We start from the raw sequence: 26,765 nt of genomic DNA, 5'->3' as shown, positions 1-26,765 counted from the left end.
CATTATCTTCTAAAAATTGTAAATCAAATCTAAAATTATCAGAAGCATTTAAGATAGGAAAATCTATTTAGACACTAAGTCTTTTTGGATTTTCCTATTTTCGTTAAAAAATTTATAATATTGGAACAGATACATAGATATATTAAGCTAAAATATTAACTACTCAAATTAATAGAGAATAAACTATTTATATGTTGAATAAAGGCTTCTTTATTAGAGTTCAAATAAACTTGTGAATATATTACCTAAACTATTTTAGTGAAAATATCAAAAGTGAGACCGCATTCTCAAAAATGAGACTGTGTTTTTTAAGTATTTTCTCGAAAATGAGACAAAAATATTGTTTTATGGGTTTTGTTGGATAAAAATTCTTTCGTGAATTACAATCTAATCAATTCTAAAGTTAAAAATTATTAAAAATTCAGTGAAATTTATGTATATTTTGTTTATTTTATCAAAAAAAACAGTTTTTTAACAAAAATAGAGAAATTAAATATAAGTTGGCGTAGAACTTGCTACTATATATTAACAAGAAAGTGTAGAAAAAATAACAATAAATAATGGGGGGAATATGATGGGATTTGTAATGGACAATTTGAAAAATCTTAAGGTGGAAGTTAAGGATAAAGTCTGTGTTATTACTATAAATAGACCTAAAGCTTTAAATGCTCTTAACAATGACACTCTTAGAGAATTATCTCAAGTTATTGATGTAGTATCAGAAAAGGATGAAATATTAGGAGTTATTATTACTGGAGAAGGCAAAGTTTTTGTAGCTGGAGCTGACATACGTCAGATGCAAAACTATAAAAGTGAAGAAGGCAGAAAATATGCAGGTTATGCCCAAGGGATTTTCGATAAAATTGAAGCTCTTGAGAAAACAGTAATAGCAGCAGTTAATGGATATGCATTAGGTGGTGGATGTGAACTTGCTATGAGCTGTGACATTAGAATTGCATCAGAAAAGGCTATATTTGGGCAACCTGAAGTTAATTTAGGAGTCATTCCATGTTTTGGTGGAACTCAAAGATTATCAAGACTTGTTGGAACTGGGATAGCCAAAGAATTAATTTTTACAGGAAGGCAAGTAGATGCAGAAGAAGCTAAATCTATTGGTCTTATTAATAAAGTGGTTCCAAGTGATTTGCTTTTACAAGAGTCGATGAATATGATGAACCAAATAGTTGAAAAAGCACCAATAGCAATAAGATATGCAAAAGTTGTTATTAATAAGGGGATAGATATGGATTTAAAAAATGCTCTTGAATTAGAGAAAGATATTGCAGGTTTAACTTTTGCTACAAGAGATAAGCAAGAAGGAATGAATGCCTTTATAGAAAAGAGAAAACCGATTTTTGAAAATAAGTAGCTATTATAACTATTGAAACAAATATAGAACATATTTAAAATCTAAATTTCGTGAAAAAATACATATAGTTTTATAGTTTAATTTTAAAAGGAGTTAATTTATGAATACGGGAGTAATTATAAGTTTAGTAGGGATTATCATAGCCCTATCCCTTCTAGTTGTAATGGTTATGAAGGGCGTAAATATTTTTATAATAGCAATTGTATGTTCATTATTAGTTGCTATAACAGGAAATTTAAATGTGTATGATGCACTTAAGGTGGATTATATGACAGGATTTGTTGGATTTCTTCAGGCAAATTTCTTTATTTTCCTAACAGGTACCTTAATGGGAAAAATAATGGAGATTACTGGAGGAGCAAAATCTATTGCTAAGATGATTGTAAGATGGATTGGGAAGGATAAAGCATTACTTTCTATTCCAATAGCTTGTGGAATATTAGCCTATGGGGGAGTAAGCGTTTTTGTTGTAAGTTTTGCTGTGTTTCCGATAGCTTTAGAAATTTTTAAAGAAGCTGATTTGCCACGACGATTTATACCAGCAGCCTTGACTTTTGGATGTTCAACTTTTGCTATGGTTGCACCAGGGGCACCTCAGATTCAGAATATTGTCCCAGCTTCAACATTAGGAACAGATATTATGGCTGGAGCAGTAAATGGATTTATATCATGTGCAGTAATGTTTATAGTTGGAAGCATTATTTTATACAAAATGGTTTCAAAAGAAAAGGCTAATGGTGGGCATTTTATAGCACATGAATCAGATACATTTGATGAAGTAGCAGCAACTAATTCCAAGAGAGAAAATGGTCCTAATGGTCTAATTGCATTAATTCCATTAATAGTATCAATCTTGATAATCAATGTGAAAATTAATGGAAAAGCAATAGTACCAATTGAGGTAGGAGTATTTATTGGAGCTTTATTAGTGTATTTATTGTTAAATAAATATCAAGATAATACCAAAATAGTTGGACATGTTGGTGATGCATGTAAAACTACAGTAGTAGCAATATGTAATACTTGTGCTGTAGTTGCATTTGGCTCAGTTGTAAAATCAGCAGTTGGTTTTGACTTCATAGTTAATGCTATGACTAATATTCCTGGACCTCCTATTGCAGGGGCTGCAGTTGGGACTACAGTTATTGCAGGTATCTGTGGGTCAGCTTCAGGTGGACTTGGAATTGCGGCTCCACTTCTTGGACCAGTATTTTTAGCTAAGGGTGTTTCTGCTGCTGCATTAACTAGAACTATGGCAATTTCGTCAGCAGCATTAGATTCACTTCCACATAATGGATATATCGTTACTGTAACAAATGGTCTATGTAATGAATCACATAAGGATGCTTATATGCCAATATTCTGGGTAACTGTTTTAACCCCGATTATTGGAACTGTAGTAGCAGTTCTTCTGTTTACGATGTTCCCAGGATTACCATAACAGAAAAGATAAAAAGTATAAATTATATTTTGATATTGTAGAATCAATTTTCAAAGTATGTATAATAAATTTTATGTTTTAATAACATAAATACCATATTTAAAATACCAAGTTGACAGTATAAGGAGGAATTGAAAGTGTTAAATAAACCATTAGAAGGAGTTAAGGTCATTGACTTAACATATTTTGTAGCAGGTCCAGGTACTTCTAAAATATTAGCTGACTGGGGTGCTGATGTTATTAAGGTAGAGCCAAGCTTTGGAGACCCAGGAAGAAAGACAGGGGCAACAATGACAATGCCAATAGATGATTATAATAATCCTTTTTACAGCACATATAATTCAAATAAAAGAGGCTTGTCTATAAATCTTAAGAGTGAGGCTGGAATTGAAATTATGGATAAGCTTTTAAGTGAAGCAAACGTATTTGTTTCAAGCTATAGAACAGGAGCGCTAAAAAGACTAGGTCTTGACTATGAATCATTAAGTAAAAAGCATCCACATCTTATCTGGGGACAAATAAATGGTTTTGGTGATTTCGGACCTGCTAAGGATAATGCAGGTTTTGATACAGTTGCTTTTTGGGCAAGAAGTGGAGCTATGCTTGATATTGCAGAGAAGGATACAAGTCCAATAAACCCACCTATAGCCTTTGGAGATGCCACAACTTCTTGCAGTTTATCTGGAGGTATATGTGCAGCTTTATACCAACAAGCTAAGACTGGAAAAGGACAAAAAGTAATGGCATCTTTATTTGGACAAGCAATATGGAATGCATCATCTTTATTAGCATCTACACAGTTTAGTGATGAGTATCCAAAAACTAGAAAAAATGCCATTTCTCCAGTAATAAACTCTTATCGTTGTAAGGATGGAAAGTGGATATTCTTAAGCATTCTAGAGCATGAAAGATATTTTGAGGCACTTTGCAGATTATTTGGAAGAGAAGATTTAATAAAAGAAGAGAAATTTGCATCTTCAGTAGAAAGTAAGAAAAATGCTACAGAACTTATTAATATTTTGGATGGTGAATTTGCAAAATTTACTCAAAATGAGATGGTTGAAAAGCTTACTACTGCGGATATAGCCCATGAGAGAATTCAACATGTTAATGATGTGGTAACTGATGAACAAGCTATTGCTAATAACTATATATATGAACATACAAGTAAAAATGGAAATAAGACAATGCTTGCATCCACTCCAGTTAAGTTTGGGAACATTGAAGTTAACATGACTTGTGATGCTCCACTTATAGGAGAACATTCAGATGAGATATTGAGAGAGCTTGGATACAGTGATTCTGATATAGAAGTTCTAATTGAGTCTGGAATTGTAGCAATGAATAAAGAAACATGTGAAGTACGTTAATGAATAGGAGGAAATTTTATGGATTTTAGATTAACAGAAGCACAACTAATGCTTCAAAGAGTAGCAAAAGAATTTGCAGAGAATGAAATAGCACCAATAGCTGCTGAAACAGATAGAACAGGTATTTTTCCAAGAGAGCTTTTTAGCAAAATGGCTAAAATAGGCTTTAATGGTATTGGAACACCTGTAGAGTATGGCGGTTCTGGTGGAGCAGATATAGAAAAGGTAATTGTTGTTACTGAGGTTGCCAAAAAATGTGCAGCATCTGCAGCAATATTATCAATACACACAATATACGCTCAAGCTATTTTGAAATTTGGTACTGAGGAACAAAAGAAAAAATACCTTCCAATGATGGCTGAAGGTGGGTGTGTAGGTGCCTTTGCTTTAACTGAGCCTAATGCTGGTTCAGATGCTGCAAGAGCTGCAACAACTGCAATTATTGATGAAGCAACTGATGAATACGTCTTAAATGGGACTAAGTGTTTTATTTCTGGTGGAGGTCAAGCAGAATCATTAATAATATTTGCATTGACAGAGCCATCAAAGGGAATAAAGGGCATGTCTGCTATCATCGTTGACAAAGGTACGCCAGGTTTTTCAATAGGAAAAATTGAAGAAAAAATGGGTATCCATGGTTCAGAAACTGCAGAGTTAATATTTGATAATTGTAGAGTTCCAAAGTCTAATTTATTAGGAAAAGAAGGGAAAGGCTTTAACATAGCTATGACTTGTCTAGATGGAGCAAGAATTGGAGTTGGAGCTCAAGCTGTAGGAATTGCGGAAGGTGCTTTAGAAGAGAGTATCAAATATTCTAAAGAAAGAGTTCAGTTTGGCAAGCCAATTTCAGCTTTGCAAGGTATTCAATGGTATATAGCAGATATGGCGACTATGGTGGAATCAGCAAAGTTGTTAGTATATTATGCTGCAGACTTGAAAGCTAGAGGGGAAAGACACACTAAAGAAGCTGCTATGGCAAAATACAATGCGTCACGTACTGCAAGAGAGGTTACAAACCTAGCTCTTCAAATCCATGGAGGATATGGATATATGAAGGATTATCCATTAGAGAGAATGTACAGAGATGCCAAGATAACAGAAATTTACGAAGGTACTTCAGAAATACACAAGGTTGTTATTTCAAGAGCAGTACTAGGATAGGAGGAAGAGCATGAATATAGTTGTTTGTTTAAAGCAAGTTCCAGATACTAACGAAGTTAAAATAAATAAAGAGACAGGTACTCTAATAAGAGATGGTGTACCAAGTATAATCAATCCAGATGATAGAAATGCTTTAGAAGAAGCTTTAAAAATAAAAGATGAACTAGGAGCAGTGATTAAGGTTGTAAGCATGGGACCCCCTCAAGCTAAAAGTGCTTTAAAAGAAGCTTTGGCAATGGGTGCTGACGAAGCATATTTAATTTCAGATAGAGCTTTTGGTGGTTCAGACACTTGGGCTACATCTACAATTATTGCTGCTGCTATAGAGAAGGTTGGAAAGTATGATGTAATATTCTGTGGAAGACAAGCTATAGATGGAGATACAGCTCAGGTTGGACCAGAGGTTGCAGAATTCTTAGGTGTCCCACAGGTTACATATGCAAAAGAAGTAAAGGTTCAAGATGATAAATTACTAGTAACTCGTTATACAGAGACAGGAGATTATTTAATAGAAGCAAAGATGCCAGTTTTATTAACTGCTATAAAAGAGTTAAATAATCCAAGATATCCAAGTGTCAAAGGAATCTTAGAAGCTTACAATAATGGAGATGCAAAGATTACTGTGTTAACACTTGAAGACTTAGCTGTTGATACAACTCAAATTGGATTAAAGGGTTCGCCTACAAATGTTTACAAGTCTTTTGTACCAGTTAAAGACAAGCATAATGAAATAATCGAAGGTATAAATAAAAAGGAAAAAGCTGAGAAACTAATAGAAATACTATTCGATTTGAAACTAGTATAGGAGTGTTAAGATGATGAGAGCAAAAGTTAATCAAGGTATAAATTTAAATGATTATAATGGTGTTTGGGTAATAGGAGAGCAAAGGGAAGGTAAAATAAATCCTGTTACTATAGAACTTATTGGTGAAGGAAGAAAGCTTGCTGACCAATTAGGAAAAGAGCTTGCAGTTGTAATAGCTGGATATGAAGTAGAGAAAGAAGTAAAGGAGTTACTTCACTATAGTGTTGATAAAGCTTATTATATCAACGACCCTCTTCTTAAAGATTTCACAACTGATGGATATGCAATTTCAATTGCAGGTTTAATTGAAGAGAAAAAGCCAGAGGTTGTACTAGTTGGAGCTACTTCTATAGGAAGAGATATCGCACCTAGAATTGCAGGTAAAGTTGGAACAGGTCTAACTGCTGACTGTACAAAACTTGAAATAGATTCAACAGATAATAAGTTATTACAAACAAGACCAGCCTTTGGTGGAAATTTAATGGCTACTATTGTTTGTCCAAAAAATAGACCACAGATGTCAACAGTTCGACCAGGTGTTATGGCAAAAGCTGTAAGAACTGAATCAAAGACTGGAGTTTTAGAGGTTGTTACTCCAGAACTTAATGAAAAAATGATTAGAACTAGATTAGTAGAAATTCTTCCAAAAGAAAAGAAATCTATAAATCTAACTGATGCTAGAATAATAGTATCAGCAGGAAGAGGATTAAAGAGGGCAGAAGGATTTGAACTAATAAAAGAATTAGCTGATAAATTGGGGGCAGAAATTGGTGCTTCAAGAGCGGCAGTAGATTCAGGGTGGATAGAACATTCTCATCAAGTGGGACAAACAGGAACTACTGTTAGACCAGAGTTATACATTGCGTGCGGGATATCTGGAGCAATACAGCATTTAGCAGGTATGAGTGATTCTAAATATATAGTTGCTATAAATAAAGATTCAAAGGCACCTATTTTCAGTATATGTGACTATGGAATTGTAGGGGATTTATATGAAATTCTACCTGAAATGATAGAATCATTAAATAGGTAACTTCTAGAAAACATTGAATATATAGAATGGTAAGTCTTATAATATTGTATTGTAAGACTTATTATTTTTGCTGAAGGTTATAGTGGAGGGATGAAACAATGAAAGAGCACTGGTATAAGGATATATTTGCAAGAGTATTATCCATGACTGATGATGGTTTTATTGTTGTAAATAAAGATGGAGTAATCATAGATATTAACGATAAATATTGTGACTTCTTAGGGAAAGAAAGAGACGATATAATAGGACACAATATACAAAGTATTATACCAAATACAAAAATGTTAGATATTATGAGAGATAAATATTGTGAAGAAGGAGCTATACACCATTACTCAGGTGGAAAAACAAAAGAAAAAAGTGTAATAGTAAGTAGGTCTTATGTGGAGAATGATAATGGAGAAGTAGTTGCAGGGGTAGCTCAAGTTAAATTTAGATTACAATCCTTTGATGTAGCTAAAAAGTTAATGTCAGAATATATGGAACTCCAATATTATAAAGAACAGTTCAAGGATAAATGTAGTTTTGACAAGCTCATAGGTGAAAATAGAGATTTCATAGAACTTAAGAAAACAGGTATGAAAGCTTCTAAAACGAACTTCTCAGTGCTTTTAACAGGTGAAACAGGTACAGGTAAAGAAGTCTTTGCTAGAGCAATTCACAATAATAGCAGTAGAGCAGACAAGCCTATGGTTAGTATAAACTGTGCTGCAATACCAGAAGAACTATTAGAATCAGAGCTATTTGGGTATGACGAAGGAGCTTTTACAGGAGCAAAAAAAGGAGGCAAAAAAGGTAAGTTTTTAGTTGCAAATAATGGCACAATCTTCTTAGATGAAATAGGTGACATGCCTTTGACCATGCAAGCAAAACTTTTAAGAGTTCTTCAGGAAAGTGAAATAGAACCAGTTGGAGGTCTTAAAACTATAAAAATAGATGTAAGAGTAATCTCTGCTACAAGAAAGAATTTAAGTAAAATGGTTGAAGAGGGATTATTTAGAGAAGATTTATACTATAGGTTAAATGTAATAAATATTCATATGATGGAATTAAAGGACAGACAAGATGATATTTTATTGTTAGCAAATTATATACTAAATAAATTAAATGTTGAATATAAGGAATTGAAGGTTTTAAGTGATAAAGTTAAAAATTGTTTTATTAACTATATTTGGCCAGGAAATATAAGAGAACTGCAAAATGTAATAAAAAGTGCTTATGCTGTAAGTGATGATATGGTCATTATGATGTGTGACCTTCCATCTAAAATGGATAATATAAGCAGAGTAGCTCAATGTAATGTGGATAGTAATTGCTCAATTCATGAAATGGTTGAAAATTATGAGAAGAGTTTAATTATTGATGTGTTAAGGAAGTACAATTGGAAATGTTCCAAGGCAGCAGAGGTTATGGGAATACACAAAAGTCTTTTGTATAAGAAAATAAAAAAGTATGAAATTGAATTAAACAATTAAGATGACTTGAATTAAGATTAAGGCACACAAAAAATCACCCTTATACAGTGAACCATACCCACTGTTTTAACTGTACAAAACAGTGGGTATAGTTCAAAATTAGAGTGATTTTTACTTTATTTAATATTTATAAAAAATGTTTTAAAATATTTATCTTATTATTTAATCATAATTTTCCACTTCTTTATCAAGTTCTTTTCCACAAGAATCACATTTATATATAGCATTATATCCGTAATTATATTCATCAACTATTTTCTTTTGTCTAAATACACCACCACAATCACATAAAAAACCGTTTTTTATAAGAGTAACAATAAATTGTGATTTTATAAATTTTATATCATTACATTTATCATTAGTGTAAAAATTATAAATATAAGAGTTGTCACATTCATCTCTCAATTCAAATTTTTCAATATATGTGTTGTTTTTTAACTCCTCAAATTCTTCTTTAGTTAAGTATGACTTTTGTTGCAATTCGTGTAAGCGCTTAATTTGGTCCATAATTTATATCCTCCTAATAATTTTAGTATTTTAAGCTTAGATAAGGACTCTAAGTTTTATTAAATTTATCTCAAGGAATTATTTAAATTATATTTAGTTTTATTTAATTACAACATAAATAAATTAGCTATAAATAAAAACTAATTTTAAAAATAATTTCCTATGAAAATCTAAATTACTAACCCCTTACTAACCCGAAAAACTAAAAAAGAAAATAAAAAATATATCCAATCTAAATGATATATAAATAAAGATGATATATAAATAAAGGTATTTTATATAAATTTAACTTTAAATATCTCAACTGTAATATATAAAAATATATTATAGTTAAAATATACCACATATTTTGGGTATTGTATACTGGAATTAAAGCAATTAATTTATTTTTTAACACACAAATGATTTTATAAAAAAAAACAAGACTGAAAAATTCTTATATTATTTGATAAAATAAAAATGATAGTAAATTTATTGAATTTTATAAAATTTATAAGGAGTGAACTTAAAATATGCAAGAGAATAAAAATGATATATTTGAATCAATAGATAATGATGACTTTGACAATAAAACAGAAGATGAGTATTTAGAAATAGTAAAGCAAAATGGATTAAATTTAATATACATAAAAAATCAAACAGAAAAGATATGTCTGGAGGCTGTTAAACAAAATTGTAATGCAATAAAGTGTGTTGATAATCAAACAGAAAAAATATGTATAGAAGCAGTCAAGCAAGATTGGAGAATGTTAGAATTTGTTGAAGATCCAACAGAAGAAATATGTATGTTAGCACTTAGTCAAGATGGAACAGCATTAAAATATATAGAAAATCAGACAGAAGAATTATGTTTAAGAGCTGTTGAAAAAAATGGCACAGCTTTAGCATTTGTAAAAGAGCAAACAGAAGAAATATGTATAGAAGCAGTTAGAAATAGTGAATTTGGATTAGCAAGGGTAAAAAATCAAACAGATAAAATATGTATGGAAGCAGTTAAACAATGTAGTTATAACCTAAAATGGGTGGAAAATCAGACAGAAGAAATATGTATGGAAGCAGTAAGACAAAATGGGCTTGATTTGAAGTTTGTAAAAAATCAGACAGAAACAATATGTCTAAGAGCTGTAAGACAAAACGGTATGGCTTTAGAATTTGTAAAGGAACAGACTGTTGGAATATGCTTGAAAGCAGTGAGACAATATGGAATGGCTCTAAAATTTGTGAAAGAACAAACAGAAGAAATTTGCACAGAGGCTGTTAAACAAGATAAAAGAGCTCTTAGTTTTGTCAAAGGAGATAAAGAAAAATATAAAGTTTTATGCGATGGCAATGAGCCATTTGCAAAAAGATACGTTAGAAATGTAATAGAAAAAGAAAATAGAGCTTTGATTAAAAAAGGAGAAGAAAATGCAAAAATCAAAATTGCAGGAAAACTTCATGATAGAGGCATGTCTTTTGAAGATATATCAGATATAGTTGAGATTGAAATAAATAAGTTAAAGGTGAGTTTGGGGATTTTTTAATATAAAATAGTTAATTAAATAATAATTGGATAGTTCTTTGTAGGATAGTAAAATAAGTGCTATAATTTGACATATAATAAATTATTTTTATTACACATTAAGGAGGGATTGAAATTGAAAATTACAATATTGTATCAAACAAGAAGTGGAAACACAGAAAGGGTAGCTAAGTTAATAGAAGATGGTGCTAAAAAGGTAGACGGAATAGAAGTTAGACTTATGAGATTAGATAGTATTGATACAGAGTATTTAAATGAAAGTAAAGCAGTAATATTTGGAACACCAACATATTTAGCTAATACAACTTGGGAAGTAAAAAAATGGTTTGATGAGGATTCAAAAAAGATAAATCTAGCTGGCAAGTTGGGAGCAGTTTTTGCTACATGTGACTATGTCTGTGGAGGTCCTGATGTAGCAATTCTTACTATAGTAGGGCATTTAATGGTTAAGGGAATGCTTGTGTACTCTGGAGGTGGCTCTTTAGGAAAACCATTTATACATTTAGGACATGTACATTCAATTGAAGGACCAGAAATACAAGACGAAAAAGCTGTAATATTTGGAGAAAGAATTGCTACAAAAGCAAAAGAATTATTTGCTTAATTTCTATATACATAACAATGCTTGAAATAAGTTTAATGTTTTAATGGGGATTTAAGGTAAAAATTGTATACAAATAAAAATTTTCCATAAAATTACTCAATATGCTATCAATATGAATTATAATATGATTGTAAACATATTATATTAAATAAAATAGATAAAATTAAACGATAATAGTGAGGTAAGTTTATGGTATGGCATATAGAATATGAAATTTTTTCTGCAATTATAGTTATTTTTTTGATGGTATACTTTTTTAAAAGTAAATTTATACCTACTTTACAAAATAAAATATATTGTGCACTTTTAATTTGTTCATTTTTATTCATAATTTCAAATGTTTTAGGCTCACTTTGTCTAAATAATATAGACAAACTTCCAATTTTTTTAACTGCTTCATTGAATCAAATATATTTATTTTTATTGCCAATACCAGCGGCTCTTGTATTATTTTATGTCATGGCTATTATTTATCAAGATATTAGATATATGAAAAAAAAGCTTTTATTTTTATCTATACCACTTATAATTTGTATGATTCTATCTATAACTAATCCTTTTACACACATTTTATTTGGACTGTCAAAAGAAACAGGTTATGTACGTGGTTATGGATATGCTGCAACTTTTTTATCATTTTTCTTTTATGCAATATATTCGGCATTTTTATCTTTTAAATACAAAAAAGCAATGCATGAATCTAAAATATGGGCTATTAGAGGTTTTCTCATAGTTTCAATTATAGCAATTATTTTGCAGGCAATTTTTTTACAGTATCTTCTTACAGGAACAGCATGTGCATGTAGTTTGCTCTTGACATATCTCTCCATGCAGAATAGAGGTCTTATCATTGATGACCTTACTGGTGTACTTAATAGACAATCCTTTATTCAAGAACTAGATTTAAATATAAATACTGAACAATCAGGATTTATCATTACAATTGCTCTTGATGATTTCAAATTTATGAATGAAACCTTTGGAACTAAAAATGGAGATATTGCATTAAAAGAGGTTGGTAAATATTTGATTCATATTCATGATGTAAATCATGTGTATAGAATAGGAGGAGATATATTTTCTATTGTTGTTAATAGCCAGTTAGGTATATCTCCAGAGAAAATTACTAAACAGATAGAAGAAAGATTTAAAAAAGCATGGCTAATAGAAGAGATAAGTTTTAACTTATCAACTAGTATTGCAGTTGTTTCTTTTCCAGAAAATGCTGAAACGACAGAAGATGTTATAGTTGCAATTGATTTCTCTATACATGAAGCAAAACGCTCTGAATCAAGACAAGTTATTTATGCAGATGCATCTATAAGTGAAAAGATAAAGAAAAAACATATAATAAAAAATTGTTTGAAAGAAGCTCTAGAAAATGATGGCTTTGATGTATATTATCAGCCTATATTTTCTACTAGTAAAGATAGATTTGCTTTAGCAGAGGCTTTGATTAGGCTAGAACATAAAGAGTTAGGGTTTATACCACCAGATGAATTTATACCAATTGCAGAGCAGACAGGTCTTATTAATTCAATTGGGTTAGTGGTTTTTGAGAAGGTATGTAAATTTATAGCTAGTGATGATTTTGAAGATTTAAAGTTAGATACCATAGCTGTCAATCTTTCTGTAGTACAATGCATGCAAAAGAATTTGGCTGATGATTTGTTTGATATTATGAAAAAATACAAAGTGTCACCAAATAAATTTAAACTTGAAATTACAGAAACTGTGGCATCAGGTTCATTTAATATAATTAGAGAGACAATGGAAAAATTAATTACTTTAGGGGTTAAATTTGCACTTGACGATTTTGGGATAGGTTATTCTGGAGTTACTAATATGCTTTCCTTACCATTTTCAGTAATTAAGTTAGATAAGAGTCTGATTTGGTCTATGAATGAAGATAGTAAGCATAAACTCACAGTTGAAACTATTATATCTCTTATAAATAAATTAAATATGAAAGCTGTAGCAGAAGGTGTTGAAACCATTGAATACGCTAAAGATTTAAAGTCTATGAATTGTGAATATTTACAAGGGTATTATTTTTCTAAACCTGTTCCAGAGGAAATTTTAAGGGATTTGTTGAGAGAAAATGCTTTTACAGTTTAATACCCTTTATTTTTTTAATTACAATTTTGTTCATTGACACTATTAGCTAAATATTATAAAATTAACACAATAATAAATATTAAAATTATTATATATATTATTAATATTTAATATTAATTCCTAGAGTAAAGATTTATTATATATTTTTATAGCTTAAAATATATATTTTACTTAATTATTCTAACGTAAGAAAGGAAGATGTGACATGAATAAAAAGAAAATATTAGTACCAATTGATGGAACAGAAAGAAGTATGCATTCTTTGGAATTTATACAAGGAATATTCAAAAAAGATGAAGTCGAAGTGGAAATAATGAATGTAAAAGAACTAGTATTTATTGATGGCATATCCCTAGCTGAAGAGATAAAGAATTCTGAGAACTTAGGAAGACGAATCCTGGACAGAGCAGCAGAGATAATGGGAGAGTATGATGTTAAAGTTCATTTTACTTTTGGTTATCCAGGAGATGAAATAATTAGAAAAGCAAAAGAAGATAATGTAGATATTATAGTTATGACAAAATCTACTAAAAAAGGTCTAACACGAATGATAGGTTCAGTAACAGCAAGTGTAGTTAAACAAGCAAAGTGTATAGTAATGATTGTACCGGAGTAGAATTAGTGAGGTATCTGAAATATGAATAAAAAAATAGCAGCAGTTTGTGAAAGTGAAAAAAGTTCAAATTCTCTTAAAGAAGCTGCAAATATTTTAGGGTTTGACTTAGTTTATGAAATTCAAAACGATGGAAGTATAAAAAATGAACTTTCTATGTATGATATAGAAGATGCATCTATAGTGTTATTTGTTACAAGTGATTCTATAGAGGGTATAGAAAAGATTGATAGATTTATAGATAGGGAGTTTTATGAGGTCGAACCAAAATATATAATAAGTGATGCAAAATCTATAGTAAATGAAATTTTAATAGATTTAAATTAATCTTAAAAATATAGGAAAAGCTTCAAGTAAATAGTATTTACTTGAAGCTTTTTTAATATTGAGGATTAAATTATATTTGTTATTAGACAATATTTAGATGAAACACTCATTTACTGAAGTTAGAATTCCTATTGAAAAGGACAATCTTGCAATACTTAGGGATGAATATATGTTGAAGAAAAGATGGTTTCTGCTTTAAGAAAATTAGGGGCAGATTATGTATTTGATACTACATTTTCAGCTGATTTAACCATTATGGAAGAAGCATCTGAATTAATAGAGCTTATAACAAAGAATGATAAATCACTAAATTTACAAGTTGCTGTCCAGTTTGGGTTAAGTTTGTAGAAACATTTTATCCAGAACTGATACCAAATTTATATCCAGAATATAATTCTAAAAATTATATGTTAAATAATATATTAGAAAATGAGAATATTTAAATAAAAAAAATAATATTATATATAGTTGACAAAATGTGGAAATTAATATACTATATAAATATAGAAATAGTAATCATTACTATTATTAAAAAGGGGAGGAATTAATTATGAACTTAAAAGGAACTAAAACAGAAAAGAATTTAATGGCAGGATTTGCAGGGGAATCAGAAGCAAGAAATAAATATACATACTATGCATCAAAAGCTAAAAAAGAAGGTTACAATCAAATAGCTGCTATATTTGAGGAAACTGCTAACAATGAAAAAGAACATGCAAAACTATGGTTTAAACTTTTACATGATGGAATGCCTTCAACAGAAGAAAATTTAAAAGATGCAGCAGCAGGTGAAAATTATGAGTGGACTGACATGTATGCAACATTTGCTAAAGAAGCTAGAGAAGAAGGATTTGACAAAATAGCTTATTTATTTGAAGCTGTTGGAAGAATAGAAAAAGAACATGAAGAAAGATACTTAAAACTTTTAGAAAACCTAAATGAAGGAAAAATATTTAAAAGAGAAGAAGAAGTTGTTTGGCAATGTCAAAACTGTGGTCATGTGTATGTAGGTACTGAAGCACCAGAAAAATGCCCTGTATGTGACCATCCAAAAGCTTATTTCAATATAAAAGCTGAAAACTATTAAAAATTATTATAATTAAAAAGGAATGTTAACTATGAAATTTTCTAAACAAAGAGAACTGATTTTAAATGAAATATTAAATAATCCAGTTCATCCTACTGCTGATTGTTTGTATGAAAGTCTAAAAAAAGATAATCCGAGCTTAAGCTTAGGGACTGTGTATAGAAATTTAGCTCAGCTAACAGAACATGGTTTTATAAAAAAAGTTAGTATTCCAGGAAATCCAGATAGATTTGATGGTAGAATAGAAAATCACTATCATATTATATGTGAAGTATGTGGAGAGGTGTACGATTTAGAATCTGAAATTCTTAGCAATTTAAAAGAATCAATATCAGAAGAAACAGACATAAAAATAACATCTTATAACATAAGTTTTAAAGGGATTTGTAATAATTGTAGAAAGTGTAGTCAAGTAGGTTAACTTTTCAAATTCTAAAAATAATTAATGAGGTGAGTTTATGTGTAGTGAAAAAAGATTTTTTATATGTGAGACTTGTGGTAATCTTATAGGGATGATACACAGTGCAGGTGTTCCTGTTTTCTGTTGTGGAAAGCCTATGAAAGAGCTTGTTCCTAATACAACAGATGCAGCAGTTGAAAAACATGTGCCTGTGATTGAAGTAGATGGAAATAATGTTACTGTTAAAGTGAGTAGTGTTGCTCATCCAATGACTAAAGAACATCATATAGCATGGGTGTATCTTATGACTGAACAAGGTGGTCAACGTAAATGTCTAGCAGTAGATGGAGAACCTGTAGTTAAATTTGCTTTGAATGATGACGATAAAGTAATATCTGCATATGCTTATTGTAATTTACATGGATTATGGAAAGCTGAATTGTAATATTTAAATAAACTGAATTAAAAAGGAGGCTAAAAAATAGAAATTTATTTCTATAAAAATAGCCTCCTATAAATTTATATAATCTCAAATCTTAATTTATTTTGAGATTAATAGCGTATAAGGAGAAAATAATATGTCAATTTATAAATGTAGTGTTTGTGGATATATTTATGATGAATCTAAAAATGATAAAACATGGGATGAGTTAAGTGAAGACTGGACATGTCCTGTATGTACAAAGGGTCGTAGTTATTTTGGAAAAATAAGTACAGTGTATTTTGAAGGTGAAGAAAAGAAAGAAAATAAAATAGAAGCATCTGTTCAAGAAAAATCTGATGTGAGTAGTGAAAAAACAGGCGATTTAAATTATTTAAATACATATTTAAGAAGAGATGATGAAGTTGAACAACATATGGATATAATTCATGAAATGGCTGTTACAGGAAAGTCTATAATAGAGCCTATGAAAACTAAACTACCAGTAATTTCTTGGGATGATATTTTAATTATGGGAGCTCAATTAAATCCATTACCGCTAAATGAACATGATGAAGTAAATACAACAACGATAATAGGAAAAAAAGCAAAAAAGCCTATGGTAATAGAAAATCCAGTTTATATTTCTCACATGTCATTTGGTGCTTTGTCTAAAGAGTTAAAAATAGCTTTAGCAAAAGGTGCAGCTAAAAATAAAACAGCTATGTGTAGTGGCGAAGGTGGTATATTACCAGAAGAAAAGGAAGCTTCATATAAGTATATTTTTGAATATGTACCAAACAAATATAGTGTAACTGAAGAAAATCTTAAAAATTCTGATGCTATAGAGATAAAAATTGGTCAGGGAACAAAGCCTGGAATGGGAGGGCATCTTCCTGGTGAAAAAGTAACTGAAGAAATTGCAAAAGTTAGAAATAAACCTGTGGGGCAAGATGTTATAAGCCCATCTTGTTTTGAAGAAATACAATCAAAAGAAGACTTAAAGAAACTTGTAGATGAACTTAGAGAAGTTTCAGAAGGACGTCCAATTGGTATTAAAATTTCAGCAGGGCACATTGAGAGAGATATGGAATTTATAGCTTATGCTAAACCTGATTTTATGACTATTGATGGACGTGGTGGAGCTACTGGAGCAAGTCCAAAGTTACTTAAGGATGCAACTTCAGTTCCAACAATATTTGCTCTTTATCGTGCTAGAAAATACATAGATACACATGGATTAGATATAGATTTAGTTATAACAGGTGGGCTTCGTATATCTACTGACTTTGCTAAGGCTATAGCTATGGGAGCTGATGCAATTGCTATTGCTAGTTCTGCACTTATGGCAGCAGCGTGTCAACAATATCGTATATGTGGTTCTGGTAAGTGTCCTGTAGGAGTAGCTACTCAAGATGAGGAGTTAAGAAAAAGATTACATATAGAAAATAGTGCAAATAGAGTGGCAAATTTCTTAAATGTTAGTCTAGAAGAACTTAAGACTTTTGCTAGAATTTCTGGTCATAAAGATATACATGATTTGAGCGTTGATGATTTATATACAGTTAACTCTGAAATATCAAATTATACGAATATACAACATGTATAAATTTTATAAAGAAAACTATTTAAAAATATGAGTTTATAAAAGAAAATAGATTTTATAAAAAGAGAATTTTATATTATAGAATTCTCTTTTTTAATGTGAAAATTGGAGAGATTAAATTGTAAAATACCTTGTAATATCGTACTATTAAACTAAACAACAATTTAAGGAGTGATTAGTATGGAAAAAATGCAGATACAAGTTCTCGTTGATAATAATACATATATTGATAGATACTTTGTTGGAGAACCAGCAGTTAGTTACTATATTGAAATTGATGGAAATAGAATTTTATTTGATGCAGGATATTCAGAAATATTTATATCAAATGCTGAAAAAATGGATATAGATTTAGGTGACTTGACTCATATTATTTTTTCTCATGGACATAATGACCATACAAGGGGTATTCAATTTTTAGAAAATAAATATGATTTATCTAAAGTTAAACTTATAGCACACCCTAATTGTTTTGAACCTAAAAAATGTGGGGAGGATAATATAGGAGCACCATTTTCTATTGAGAAAGTTAGAAATACTTTTATGTATGAACCAACTAACAAACCTTTTAAGATAAGTGAAAATTGTATATTCTTAGGAGAGATTCCATCTGTAAATAATTTTGAAAAAAGAGCTAAAATAGGAAAATATAAATCAGAAGATTTATGGGAGGATGATTATGTTTTAGATGATTCAGCTATAGCATGTAAGACCGATAAAGGTGTTTTTATTGTTACAGGATGTTCTCATAGTGGAATTTGTAATATAGTGGAGTATGCCAAAAAATTATGTGGTGATGATAGAATTGCTGGAACCTTGGGTGGTTTTCATCTTTTTGAATTGGATGATAGACTAGATAGTACTATTCAATATTTAAAAAAAGAAGAAATAAAAATGTTGTATCCTTGTCACTGTGTTTCTTTTAAGGTAAAAGCCAAGATGAATGAAATGTTAAATGTAAATGAAGTTGGAGTAGGATTAACCATAAATATATAGTATATTAATAATGAGTTTGGAAAAATAAATTTTATTTAAAAAAATTAAGGGAATTAACAACAACTACAGGTGTATAAATTAAAAGCAAAAAGATACTTTCTAAAAGAAAGTATCTTTTTTATATTATGTATTTATTTTAAGATAAATAGAAATGTATAGTATTAATTTGTTGAAAGAAGAGTTATTTTTAATTATTTAGTATTTTCATTAGTAGATAATTATATCATGTATTAATAATAATGATATAAGAGAAATAAATTAAATTAGTTTATCTAAATACAATATTATTTTAAATATAAATTTATTTTTATATATAAATCTTAATGATTTCAATAAGAACGCAAATACAGTAATAAATAATTATGACCATTATAGGTATGTTAAGTATTTTCTAATTATAGAAATTGATTTGTAAAAAATTTAACACTGTAAAAACGATTTCATATAAAATAACAGGATATAAAAATATTATTAATTCATAATAATAAAATAAATATATAAAATTTACCTAATTAGAAATAAAAAAATTAAAATTGTAAATTTTTAGAAAAATTACGGTTGAATTAACTTGACAAAAATGTTATTCTTTTGTCAAATGTATGTTAAATTATAAATTTTTACTATTATTTCTAGAGGGGATGATTTTATGCAAAAAAATGTAAAAAAAGCAAAAGCAACAGGCTCTATTCTAGCTATATTTGGAGTTGCAAGTGTTCTTTTTAGTTCGCATGCAGGTGGAGGGTTTGCTACAGGTAATCAAGAAACACAGTATTATGTGCAATATGGATGGATTGCACCACTCATGGCAATTTTAGCAATGATTATACTTACTGCCACTATGAGAGAAGTTATTATAATGTATAATAATAATAATTGTAAGAATTATAAGGACTTATTTTGTGAACTTTGGAATCCATATCCAAAGCTTGAAATAATATGGGAGATATATTATTATTTAATGGTTTTAATAGCTGTAAGTGCTGTTATAGCAGGTGCAGCAGCAGTTTTCCAAAGTATAGGAATTAATTATTTTATAGCTGTCTTTATTATCGGAATTGTACTTCTTGTTTTTACTATATTTGGAGCTATGCTTGTATCTAAAGCAGCAACAGCAATGACAATAGCTATATTAGTATGTACTCTTACTATTTTCATAGTGGGTATAAAAGCTAAGGTACCAGAAATATCTGAAATATTTTCAAATAAAACGAGCTTCACACCTGGATACTTTAAGCCAATACTTAATACTCTTATTTATGCAGGATTCCAATCAGTTGTTATACCTACACTTGCAAGCTGTTCAAGACCACTTCTTAAAAATTCCAAAGAAGCTACTAAAGCAATGCTAGTTTCATTTGTTATGAATGCAGTTGCGTTGGGGCTTGCTGTAACTATGTTAATGGGATGGTATAGAGAATTTACTGCTGCTGGGCAAACAACTCTTCCTACTCTTTATGTTGCAGGTCAATCTGGAAATAACACTATATACATAATTTATAATGTAGCACTATTCCTTTGTTTGATGTCTACAGGAGTAACTACAATATTTGGTCTTGTAAATAGATTTGAAGACCATAAAGCACTTTCTTTCCTTTCTTCAAAAATGAAAAGAAGAGTATTTACAGCATGTGCAATAATGGTAGTATCAATGCTTATATCTTTGACAGGGTTAAGTAACATAGTTAAGTATGGATATGGGTATTGTGGCTATCTTGGTCTATTCACTATAGTTATACCTTTTCTAACATTAGGTCACTATAAGAATAAGAAATTTGCCAAAGAACATCCAGAGGCTAAGTGGCCAGCTGATTTAGATGAGAATGTTGAGAATTTATAGTATAAATTAGTAGTTTAAGTATAAAAAGATGGTCTAGAAAAGATTCATTAATGATGATTTAAGTGAAAAATTAATATAATATTAATAGCAGAAAAAATTTAAAATGATGTTAACAATATTATTAAAATGAAATGATATGAAAATAAAGTAAAATATAAAAATGTATGTGAATTTATCTAGGATAAGTACGCATACATTTTTATTTATGACTTTATTCAATTTTTATTTATACTGTCTTTATTTATACAATAAATATTGAAAATATGTTTTATTATTTGATAGTTGCCTTATATATTATAATTCTATAATTCTTCTATTAATTTTAGATTCTATAGCTGTTTCAATTTCACTTAACATTCTCTCATTTTTAGGGTCAATAAAAGCACAAGTATAACCCTGTTCTCCAGCTCTACCAGTTCTACCAATACGATGAATATAGTCTTCAGGCGTTTCTGGTAAATCGTAATTATATATGTGACTTACTCCAGATATATCAAGACCTCGAGAAGCTACATCTGTGGCTATTAAATATTGTATTTCTAAATTTCTAAATGATTTCATTATTCTTTCTCGCTTTGATTGTGCAATATCACTATGCAACTTTTGACAATTATATCCTCGTATAGCAAGAGCCTCTTCAAGGTTGTCAACTCTTCTTTTAGTTCTACAGAATATTATAGCCATAAAAGGATTGTCTTCATTTAAAACACTGCATAAAGCATCTAATTTCTTTCTATCTGTAGTTTCTACTACTTCCTGCTTTATATTAGTAAGAGTAATTTCTTCTTTTTCAATAGAAACAACAACAGGATTTTTTGTATATCTATAAGCTAATTTTTTAACTTGAGAATCCATAGTTGCAGAAAAGCATAATGTCTGTTTTTTATTTGAAGTTTCTTTTAAAATAGCTTCAACTTCATTTTTAAATCCCATAAGCAACATTTGGTCTGCTTCATCTAAAACAAAAGTTTTTAATTTGCTAAGGTCAATTGTTTTTCTATTTAAGTGGTCTAGAAGTCTACCTGGTGTAGCTATAATCATATGAATATTTCCTTTTAGTTTTTTTATCTGAGAACCAATGTCTTTTCCACCATAAGCTGCTAGAATATTTATATCCTTAGATTCTTTAAGTTTTATAGCTTCTTCTGTTATTTGAATAGCAAGTTCTCTAGTTGGAGACAGTACAAGTACTTGTATATCATCTACATCTAATGATATATTCTCAAATATCGGAAGCAGGAAAGCCAGTGTTTTACCTGTCCCAGTTTGCGCTTCGGCTATGACATCTTTTCCTGATTTTATTAAGGGGATACTTTCTTTTTGTATAGGTGTAGGTGTTGTTATTCCTGATGTTTTTATAATATTTATAGTATTTTCGCTAATTCCTAAGCTCTTAAAATCCATTATTATCTTACCTTTCATGAAAAATTTTCTATTTTATTAATCAATTAATAATATCATATTTGTAAGTATTTTTAGTAATTTTTTCGATTATTATTTATATAGTTTAAAAATATAGTGTATAACTCTTAAAATATAGTGTAGATTAAATTAGATTTTAGCTAGAATTTTAGAGGTTTATTTTAAAAGGTTTTTTGAAAATAAATCTATTTATAAATTAAATTAAAATGCAAGAAAAACATAATAACTTTCATTTTTAAGAAGTTTTCACAAAAAGGAAAAAATATAGTGCAATAATTAATATAAAGTAATATAATAGATTACAAGATATGAAAAGCTAAAAAAATAAATTGCAAATGAAATTAAAATGAATAAAAAATAAAAAAATAATCAAAAGTTAGAGACATCACTGAAAGATAAGACCTAATATTATTAAAACTAAATGTATACTAAGGGGGGCATTAATATGTGCATTATATCAAAAGATAGAGCAAAGGAAATCAAAATAGTAGATACTACTTTAAGAGATGGGGAACAAACAGCTGGGGTTGTATTTGCGAATAGAGAAAAAATAATGATTGCTGAAATGTTAAGTGATTTAGGTGTTGACCAAATTGAAGTTGGTATACCTACTATGGGTGGAGACGAAAAAAATGTAATAAAGCACATATGTAATAGAAATTTAAAAGCAGATATAATGGCTTGGAATAGAGCAGTGATAAAAGATGTTGAAGAATCTATTTCTTGTGGTGTTGATGCAGTAGCCATATCAATATCAGTATCTGATATTCATATAGAAAATAAACTTAGAACTTCTAGAGGTTGGGTTTTAGAGAATATGGCTAAGACAGTTGAATTTGCAAAGAAAAACGGATTATATGTTTCAGTAAATGGAGAAGATGCTTCAAGAGCGGATATCGACTTCTTAACTGAGTTTATAAATGTTGGAAAGCAAGCAGGAGCAGATAGATTTAGATATTGTGATACAGTAGGAGTTATGAATCCTTTTTCTATAAAAAATGCAATAGAAACTCTTTACGAAAGAACTAATTTTGACATAGAAATGCATACACATAATGATTTTGGTATGGCAACTGCAAATGCACTTGCAGGATTAGCAGCAGGAGCAAATTATGTTGGAGTTACAGTTAATGGCTTAGGCGAAAGAGCTGGAAATGCAGCATTAGAAGAAGTTTTAATGGCACTTAAATGCATCTATAAATGTGATTTAAATAACGTAGATACTAGAAAATTTAGAGGAATATGTGAATATGTGTCACAAGCATCAGGAAGAATACTTCCTACATGGAAACCAGTAGTTGGAGATAATATGTTTATACATGAATCTGGTATACATGCTGATGGAGCATTAAAAGACCCACATAACTATGAACCATTTGACCCAAGTGAAGTAAATCTTGAAAGAAAAATAGTAATAGGAAAGCATTCAGGAAGAGCAGCAGTAATAAATAAATTGAGTGAATATGAAATGTATATTTCTCCAGAAAACGCTACCAAATTATTAAATGCAATAAGAGCTACATCTATAAGATTGAAAAGAAGTTTGATGGATAAAGAGATTCTTCAATTATATTGTGATATACTAGCACATGAAAAAGGTACAACAGAAGAAGAAGCAGTTAGAGGTTCATATATTTAAGATATAATTGTTTAGGAGGAAAGTATGGGAGATAATATAGTTTATAAAATAATCAAAAAACATATAGTGGATGGAGAGGCTGTTGCTGGCAATTCAATTGGGATAAAAATAGACCAGACTTTAACACAAGATTCCACTGGAACAATGACATATCTTCAATTAGAAGCTATGGGCATAGATAAAGTAAAAACAAAAAGAAGTGTTGCATTTGTAGACCATAATATGTTACAACAAGGATTTGAAAATGCAGATGACCATAAATATATACAAACAGTAGCTGACAAATACGGTGTTTATTTTTCTAAACCAGGAAATGGTATCTGCCATCAAGTATTTTTAGAAAGATTTTCAACACCAGGAGATACACTTTTGGGTTCTGATAGTCACACGCCTACTGCTGGTGGTGTTGGTATGATGGCTATTGGTGCTGGGGGATTGGATGTTGCTCTAGCTATGGCAGGAGGAGCATACTATATAAAAGCACCAATCGTCTGTAAGGTAAACTTAGTTGGAAAATTAAATAATATGGTATCTTCAAAAGATATAATATTAGAAGTGTTGAGAAAACAAACTGTAAAAGGGGGCGTAGGTAAAGTCTACGAATATGGAGGAGAAGGAGTTAAAAATCTATCTGTTCCACAAAGAGCCACAATAACAAACATGGGAGCTGAACTTGGAGCAACTACTTCAATATTCCCAAGTGATGAAAAAACATTAGAGTTTTTTAAGAGTCAAGGAAGAGAAGATGCATGGATGGAACTAAAACCTGATTCAGATGCAGTTTATGATGAAGAGATTACTATAAACTTAGATGAATTAAAACCATTAGCTGCAAAGCCTCATAGTCCAGATAATGTAGATGAAGTTGAAAATATAGGAAAGATAAAAATAGACCAAGTTGCGATAGGAAGCTGTACAAATTCTTCTTATGAAGACTTAATGAAAGTAGCTCAAATCTTAAAAGGAAACAAAGTTCATAAGAATGTAAGTTTGGTAATAGCACCAGGCTCAAGACAGGTTATGGAAATGATAGCTAGAAATGGAGCTTTAGGAGATATAATAAGTGCTGGAGCTAGAATATTAGAAAACTCTTGTGGGCCATGTATAGGTATGGGGCAATCTCCAGGAACTGATTCTGTATCCTTAAGAACTTTCAATAGAAACTTCTATGGAAGAAGTGGAACTCTATCAGCACAAGTATATTTAGTGAGCCCAGAAGTAGCAGCAGTAAGTGCTATAAAAGGAGAACTTACAGACCCAAGAGAATTTGATGTTAAATTTGAAAACTTAGATGTAAGTGAATTTTTAATAGATGATAGTATGATAATAAAGCCTTCTGATGTAGGAAGTGATGTAGAAGTAGTTAGAGGTCCTAATATAAAACCTTTCCCTCTTAACACAGAACTAAGTGAGTCTATAAGTGGAAACGTAATATTAAAGACAGAAGATAATATAACTACTGACCATATAATGCCATCAAATGCCAAGTTACTTCCTTTTAGAAGTAACATACCATATCTTGCAAACTATTGTTTTAATACTGTGGATACAGAGTTTCCTCAAAGAGCAAAAGATAATAATGGTGGATTTATAATTGGTGGAGACAACTATGGACAAGGTTCAAGCAGAGAACACGCTGCTTTAGCACCATTATATCTTGGTGTTAAAGGAGTAATAGTAAAAAGTTTTGCAAGAATACACAAAGCCAATTTAATAAACAGTGGAATAATTCCAATGGAGTTTTGTGATGAAAAAGATTATGAAAATTTATCTCTTTTAGATAATCTGGAAATACCAAATATTTTAGATAATTTAGATAGCAGTGTTTTAGAGGTTAAGAATATAAGTAAAGGAACTTCTTTCAAAGTTAAAGTCGAATTATCAGCAAAAGAAGTTGATGTATTAAAAGCAGGTGGAAAATTAAATTACACTAAGAATCAAGCTAATTAATATGAAAAGAGGGAATATTGATGTATAAAGTGACACTTATACCAGGAGATGGAATAGGTCCAGAAGTTGCGAAAGCTATGAAAAAGGTTGTAGAAGCTACTGGAGTAGAGATAGAATGGGAAGAAGTTAATGCAGGAGAAGCAGTTATTGAGGAATATGGAACTCCACTTCCTCAATATATTATAGATAGTATAAAAAAGAACAAAATAGCTATAAAAGGTCCAATCACTACTCCTGTGGGGAAAGGGTTTAGAAGTGTAAATGTAACTTTGAGACAAGCATTAGATTTATATGTTAATTTAAGACCAATTAAGAGTTTTAAAGGTATAAAGTCAAGATATGAAGATGTTGATTTAGTTGTAGTAAGGGAAAATACAGAAGACTTATATGCTGGTATAGAGCATAAGATAGGTGATTATGCAGCTGAAAGTATAAAGATAATAACAAGAGGAGCAAGTGAGAGAATTGTTGACTTTGCATGTAACTATGTTAAAGATAACAAGAGAAAAAAAGTCACTGCTATACATAAAGCGAATATAATGAAAATGTCTGATGGTTTGTTTTTAGATGTATTTAGAGAAGTAGCATCAAAACATGGTGTTGAGTATGATGATTTAATTGTAGATGCAGCAGCTATGAACTTAGTTTTAAATCCAGAAAATTATGATGTAATGGTAATGCCAAATCTTTATGGAGATATACTATCTGACTTAGGAGCTGGTCTTGTTGGAGGCTTGGGTATAATTCCAAGTGCAAACATTGGTAAAGATTGTGCTATATTTGAAGCTGTTCATGGAAGTGCTCCACAAATAGCTGGGCAAAATAAGGCTAATCCAACAGCGCTTATTCAATCATCAGTAATGATGCTTAGATATTTAGGAGAATATGAAAATGCACAAAAGATAGAAACAGCTCTAGAAAAAGTATTTCTTGATGGAAGCAAATTAACTGTAGATTTAGGTGGTTCAGCTTCAACTACCGAATTTGCAGATGAGGTATGTAAGTATATTTAGTTGTTGTTTATAATAATATGATGTAAGTTTTAAAAAGAGCTGTTAATTG

The 26,765-nt window shown here is 30.0% G+C and carries 25 protein-coding genes; 23 read left to right on the top strand and 2 right to left on the bottom strand.

Going from position 1 to position 26,765, the window contains the following annotated elements; genetic code table 11:
- Positions 1-574 precede the first annotated feature (574 nt).
- From IC174_RS11925 to IC174_RS11895, 7 genes are all read left to right on the top strand, one after another.
- Positions 575-1,369 (top strand): enoyl-CoA hydratase-related protein, encoded by a 795-nt coding sequence (locus tag IC174_RS11925; RefSeq protein ID WP_227482979.1) that lies wholly within the window; start codon positions 575-577, stop codon positions 1,367-1,369.
- 100 nt (positions 1,370-1,469) lie between these two features.
- Entirely contained in the window at positions 1,470-2,810 is a 1,341-nt protein-coding gene (locus IC174_RS11920) for a GntP family permease (RefSeq protein WP_227482978.1), read from the top strand.
- Between the two features lie 137 nt (positions 2,811-2,947).
- Positions 2,948-4,180: a CaiB/BaiF CoA transferase family protein gene (locus IC174_RS11915; protein ID WP_227482977.1), complete on the top strand. Its 1,233-nt coding sequence runs from the start codon at positions 2,948-2,950 to the stop codon at positions 4,178-4,180.
- Between the two features lie 18 nt (positions 4,181-4,198).
- Positions 4,199-5,341 carry an acryloyl-CoA reductase gene (gene acrC / locus IC174_RS11910; RefSeq protein WP_227433374.1) on the top strand — a complete coding sequence of 381 codons (1,143 nt, stop codon included), beginning with the start codon at positions 4,199-4,201 and terminating at the stop codon, positions 5,339-5,341.
- Between the two features lie 10 nt (positions 5,342-5,351).
- Entirely contained in the window at positions 5,352-6,146 is a 795-nt protein-coding gene (locus tag IC174_RS11905; RefSeq protein ID WP_227433373.1) for an electron transfer flavoprotein subunit beta/FixA family protein, read from the top strand.
- A gap of 13 nt (positions 6,147-6,159) precedes the next feature.
- The gene (locus tag IC174_RS11900) at positions 6,160-7,179 is read left to right on the top strand and encodes an electron transfer flavoprotein subunit alpha/FixB family protein (RefSeq protein ID WP_413926925.1); all 1,020 of its coding nucleotides are present in this window, start codon (positions 6,160-6,162) and stop codon (positions 7,177-7,179) included.
- 98 nt (positions 7,180-7,277) lie between these two features.
- Entirely contained in the window at positions 7,278-8,654 is a 1,377-nt protein-coding gene (locus tag IC174_RS11895; RefSeq protein ID WP_227433371.1) for a sigma-54 interaction domain-containing protein, read from the top strand.
- A gap of 162 nt (positions 8,655-8,816) precedes the next feature.
- Here IC174_RS11895 and IC174_RS11890 read toward each other — a convergent pair whose 3' ends face one another.
- The gene (locus IC174_RS11890) at positions 8,817-9,161 is read right to left on the bottom strand and encodes a hypothetical protein (protein WP_227482976.1); all 345 of its coding nucleotides are present in this window, start codon (positions 9,159-9,161) and stop codon (positions 8,817-8,819) included.
- Between the two features lie 512 nt (positions 9,162-9,673).
- On the opposite strand from IC174_RS11890, the gene IC174_RS11885 reads away from it, so the two are divergent.
- From IC174_RS11885 to IC174_RS11830, 13 genes are all read left to right on the top strand, one after another.
- A complete protein-coding gene (locus IC174_RS11885) occupies positions 9,674-10,684 on the top strand; it encodes a DUF4116 domain-containing protein (protein WP_227433369.1) in 1,011 nt (336 codons plus the stop codon).
- A gap of 114 nt (positions 10,685-10,798) precedes the next feature.
- Positions 10,799-11,287: a flavodoxin family protein gene (locus tag IC174_RS11880; protein WP_227433368.1), complete on the top strand. Its 489-nt coding sequence runs from the start codon at positions 10,799-10,801 to the stop codon at positions 11,285-11,287.
- Positions 11,288-11,476: 189 nt separating this feature from the next.
- A complete protein-coding gene (locus IC174_RS11875) occupies positions 11,477-13,405 on the top strand; it encodes an EAL domain-containing protein (protein ID WP_227433367.1) in 1,929 nt (642 codons plus the stop codon).
- A gap of 205 nt (positions 13,406-13,610) precedes the next feature.
- Positions 13,611-14,021: a universal stress protein gene (locus IC174_RS11870; RefSeq protein WP_227433366.1), complete on the top strand. Its 411-nt coding sequence runs from the start codon at positions 13,611-13,613 to the stop codon at positions 14,019-14,021.
- Between the two features lie 21 nt (positions 14,022-14,042).
- Positions 14,043-14,345, top strand: coding sequence for a PTS sugar transporter subunit IIBC (locus IC174_RS11865; RefSeq protein ID WP_227433365.1), 303 nt, complete (start codon positions 14,043-14,045; stop codon positions 14,343-14,345).
- Positions 14,346-14,528: 183 nt separating this feature from the next.
- Positions 14,529-14,693 carry a [Fe-Fe] hydrogenase large subunit C-terminal domain-containing protein gene (locus IC174_RS11860; RefSeq protein WP_413926625.1) on the top strand — a complete coding sequence of 55 codons (165 nt, stop codon included), beginning with the start codon at positions 14,529-14,531 and terminating at the stop codon, positions 14,691-14,693.
- Positions 14,648-14,788, top strand: coding sequence for a [Fe-Fe] hydrogenase large subunit C-terminal domain-containing protein (locus tag IC174_RS21390; RefSeq protein WP_413926929.1), 141 nt, complete (start codon positions 14,648-14,650; stop codon positions 14,786-14,788). The genes IC174_RS11860 and IC174_RS21390 overlap by 46 nt, the downstream gene beginning before the upstream one ends.
- Positions 14,789-14,895: 107 nt before the next feature.
- Positions 14,896-15,432 (top strand): rubrerythrin, encoded by a 537-nt coding sequence (gene rbr, locus IC174_RS11855; protein WP_227433364.1) that lies wholly within the window; start codon positions 14,896-14,898, stop codon positions 15,430-15,432.
- 31 nt (positions 15,433-15,463) lie between these two features.
- The gene (locus IC174_RS11850; RefSeq protein WP_227433363.1) at positions 15,464-15,853 is read left to right on the top strand and encodes a Fur family transcriptional regulator; all 390 of its coding nucleotides are present in this window, start codon (positions 15,464-15,466) and stop codon (positions 15,851-15,853) included.
- Positions 15,854-15,890: 37 nt separating this feature from the next.
- Positions 15,891-16,277 (top strand): desulfoferrodoxin family protein, encoded by a 387-nt coding sequence (locus IC174_RS11845; RefSeq protein WP_227433362.1) that lies wholly within the window; start codon positions 15,891-15,893, stop codon positions 16,275-16,277.
- A gap of 133 nt (positions 16,278-16,410) precedes the next feature.
- Positions 16,411-17,862 (top strand): glutamate synthase-related protein, encoded by a 1,452-nt coding sequence (locus IC174_RS11840; RefSeq protein ID WP_227433361.1) that lies wholly within the window; start codon positions 16,411-16,413, stop codon positions 17,860-17,862.
- A gap of 177 nt (positions 17,863-18,039) precedes the next feature.
- Positions 18,040-18,855, top strand: coding sequence for an MBL fold metallo-hydrolase (locus IC174_RS11835; RefSeq protein WP_227482975.1), 816 nt, complete (start codon positions 18,040-18,042; stop codon positions 18,853-18,855).
- A gap of 646 nt (positions 18,856-19,501) precedes the next feature.
- Positions 19,502-20,692 (top strand): hypothetical protein, encoded by a 1,191-nt coding sequence (locus IC174_RS11830; RefSeq protein WP_227482974.1) that lies wholly within the window; start codon positions 19,502-19,504, stop codon positions 20,690-20,692.
- Between the two features lie 294 nt (positions 20,693-20,986).
- Here the strand turns inward: IC174_RS11830 and IC174_RS11825 are convergent, their stop codons facing one another.
- Positions 20,987-22,114: a DEAD/DEAH box helicase gene (locus IC174_RS11825; RefSeq protein WP_227863168.1), complete on the bottom strand. Its 1,128-nt coding sequence runs from the start codon at positions 22,112-22,114 to the stop codon at positions 20,987-20,989.
- Between the two features lie 445 nt (positions 22,115-22,559).
- On the opposite strand from IC174_RS11825, the gene nifV reads away from it, so the two are divergent.
- From nifV to IC174_RS11810, 3 genes are read left to right on the top strand one after another with little or no spacing between them, the layout of a single operon-like run.
- Positions 22,560-23,753, top strand: a complete 1,194-nt coding sequence (gene nifV, locus IC174_RS11820; RefSeq protein ID WP_227433357.1) for a homocitrate synthase — start codon at positions 22,560-22,562, stop codon at positions 23,751-23,753.
- 24 nt (positions 23,754-23,777) lie between these two features.
- A complete protein-coding gene (locus IC174_RS11815; protein ID WP_227482973.1) occupies positions 23,778-25,703 on the top strand; it encodes an aconitate hydratase in 1,926 nt (641 codons plus the stop codon).
- 20 nt (positions 25,704-25,723) lie between these two features.
- Positions 25,724-26,716, top strand: a complete 993-nt coding sequence (locus IC174_RS11810) for an isocitrate/isopropylmalate dehydrogenase family protein (protein ID WP_227482972.1) — start codon at positions 25,724-25,726, stop codon at positions 26,714-26,716.
- Positions 26,717-26,765 lie beyond the last annotated feature (49 nt).

Origin of the sequence: Clostridioides sp. ES-S-0001-03 (genome assembly GCF_020676075.1) — a bacterium.
GTDB lineage: Bacteria > Bacillota > Clostridia > Peptostreptococcales > Peptostreptococcaceae > Clostridioides.
This window is presented reverse-complemented; position numbering and strand designations above follow the sequence as displayed.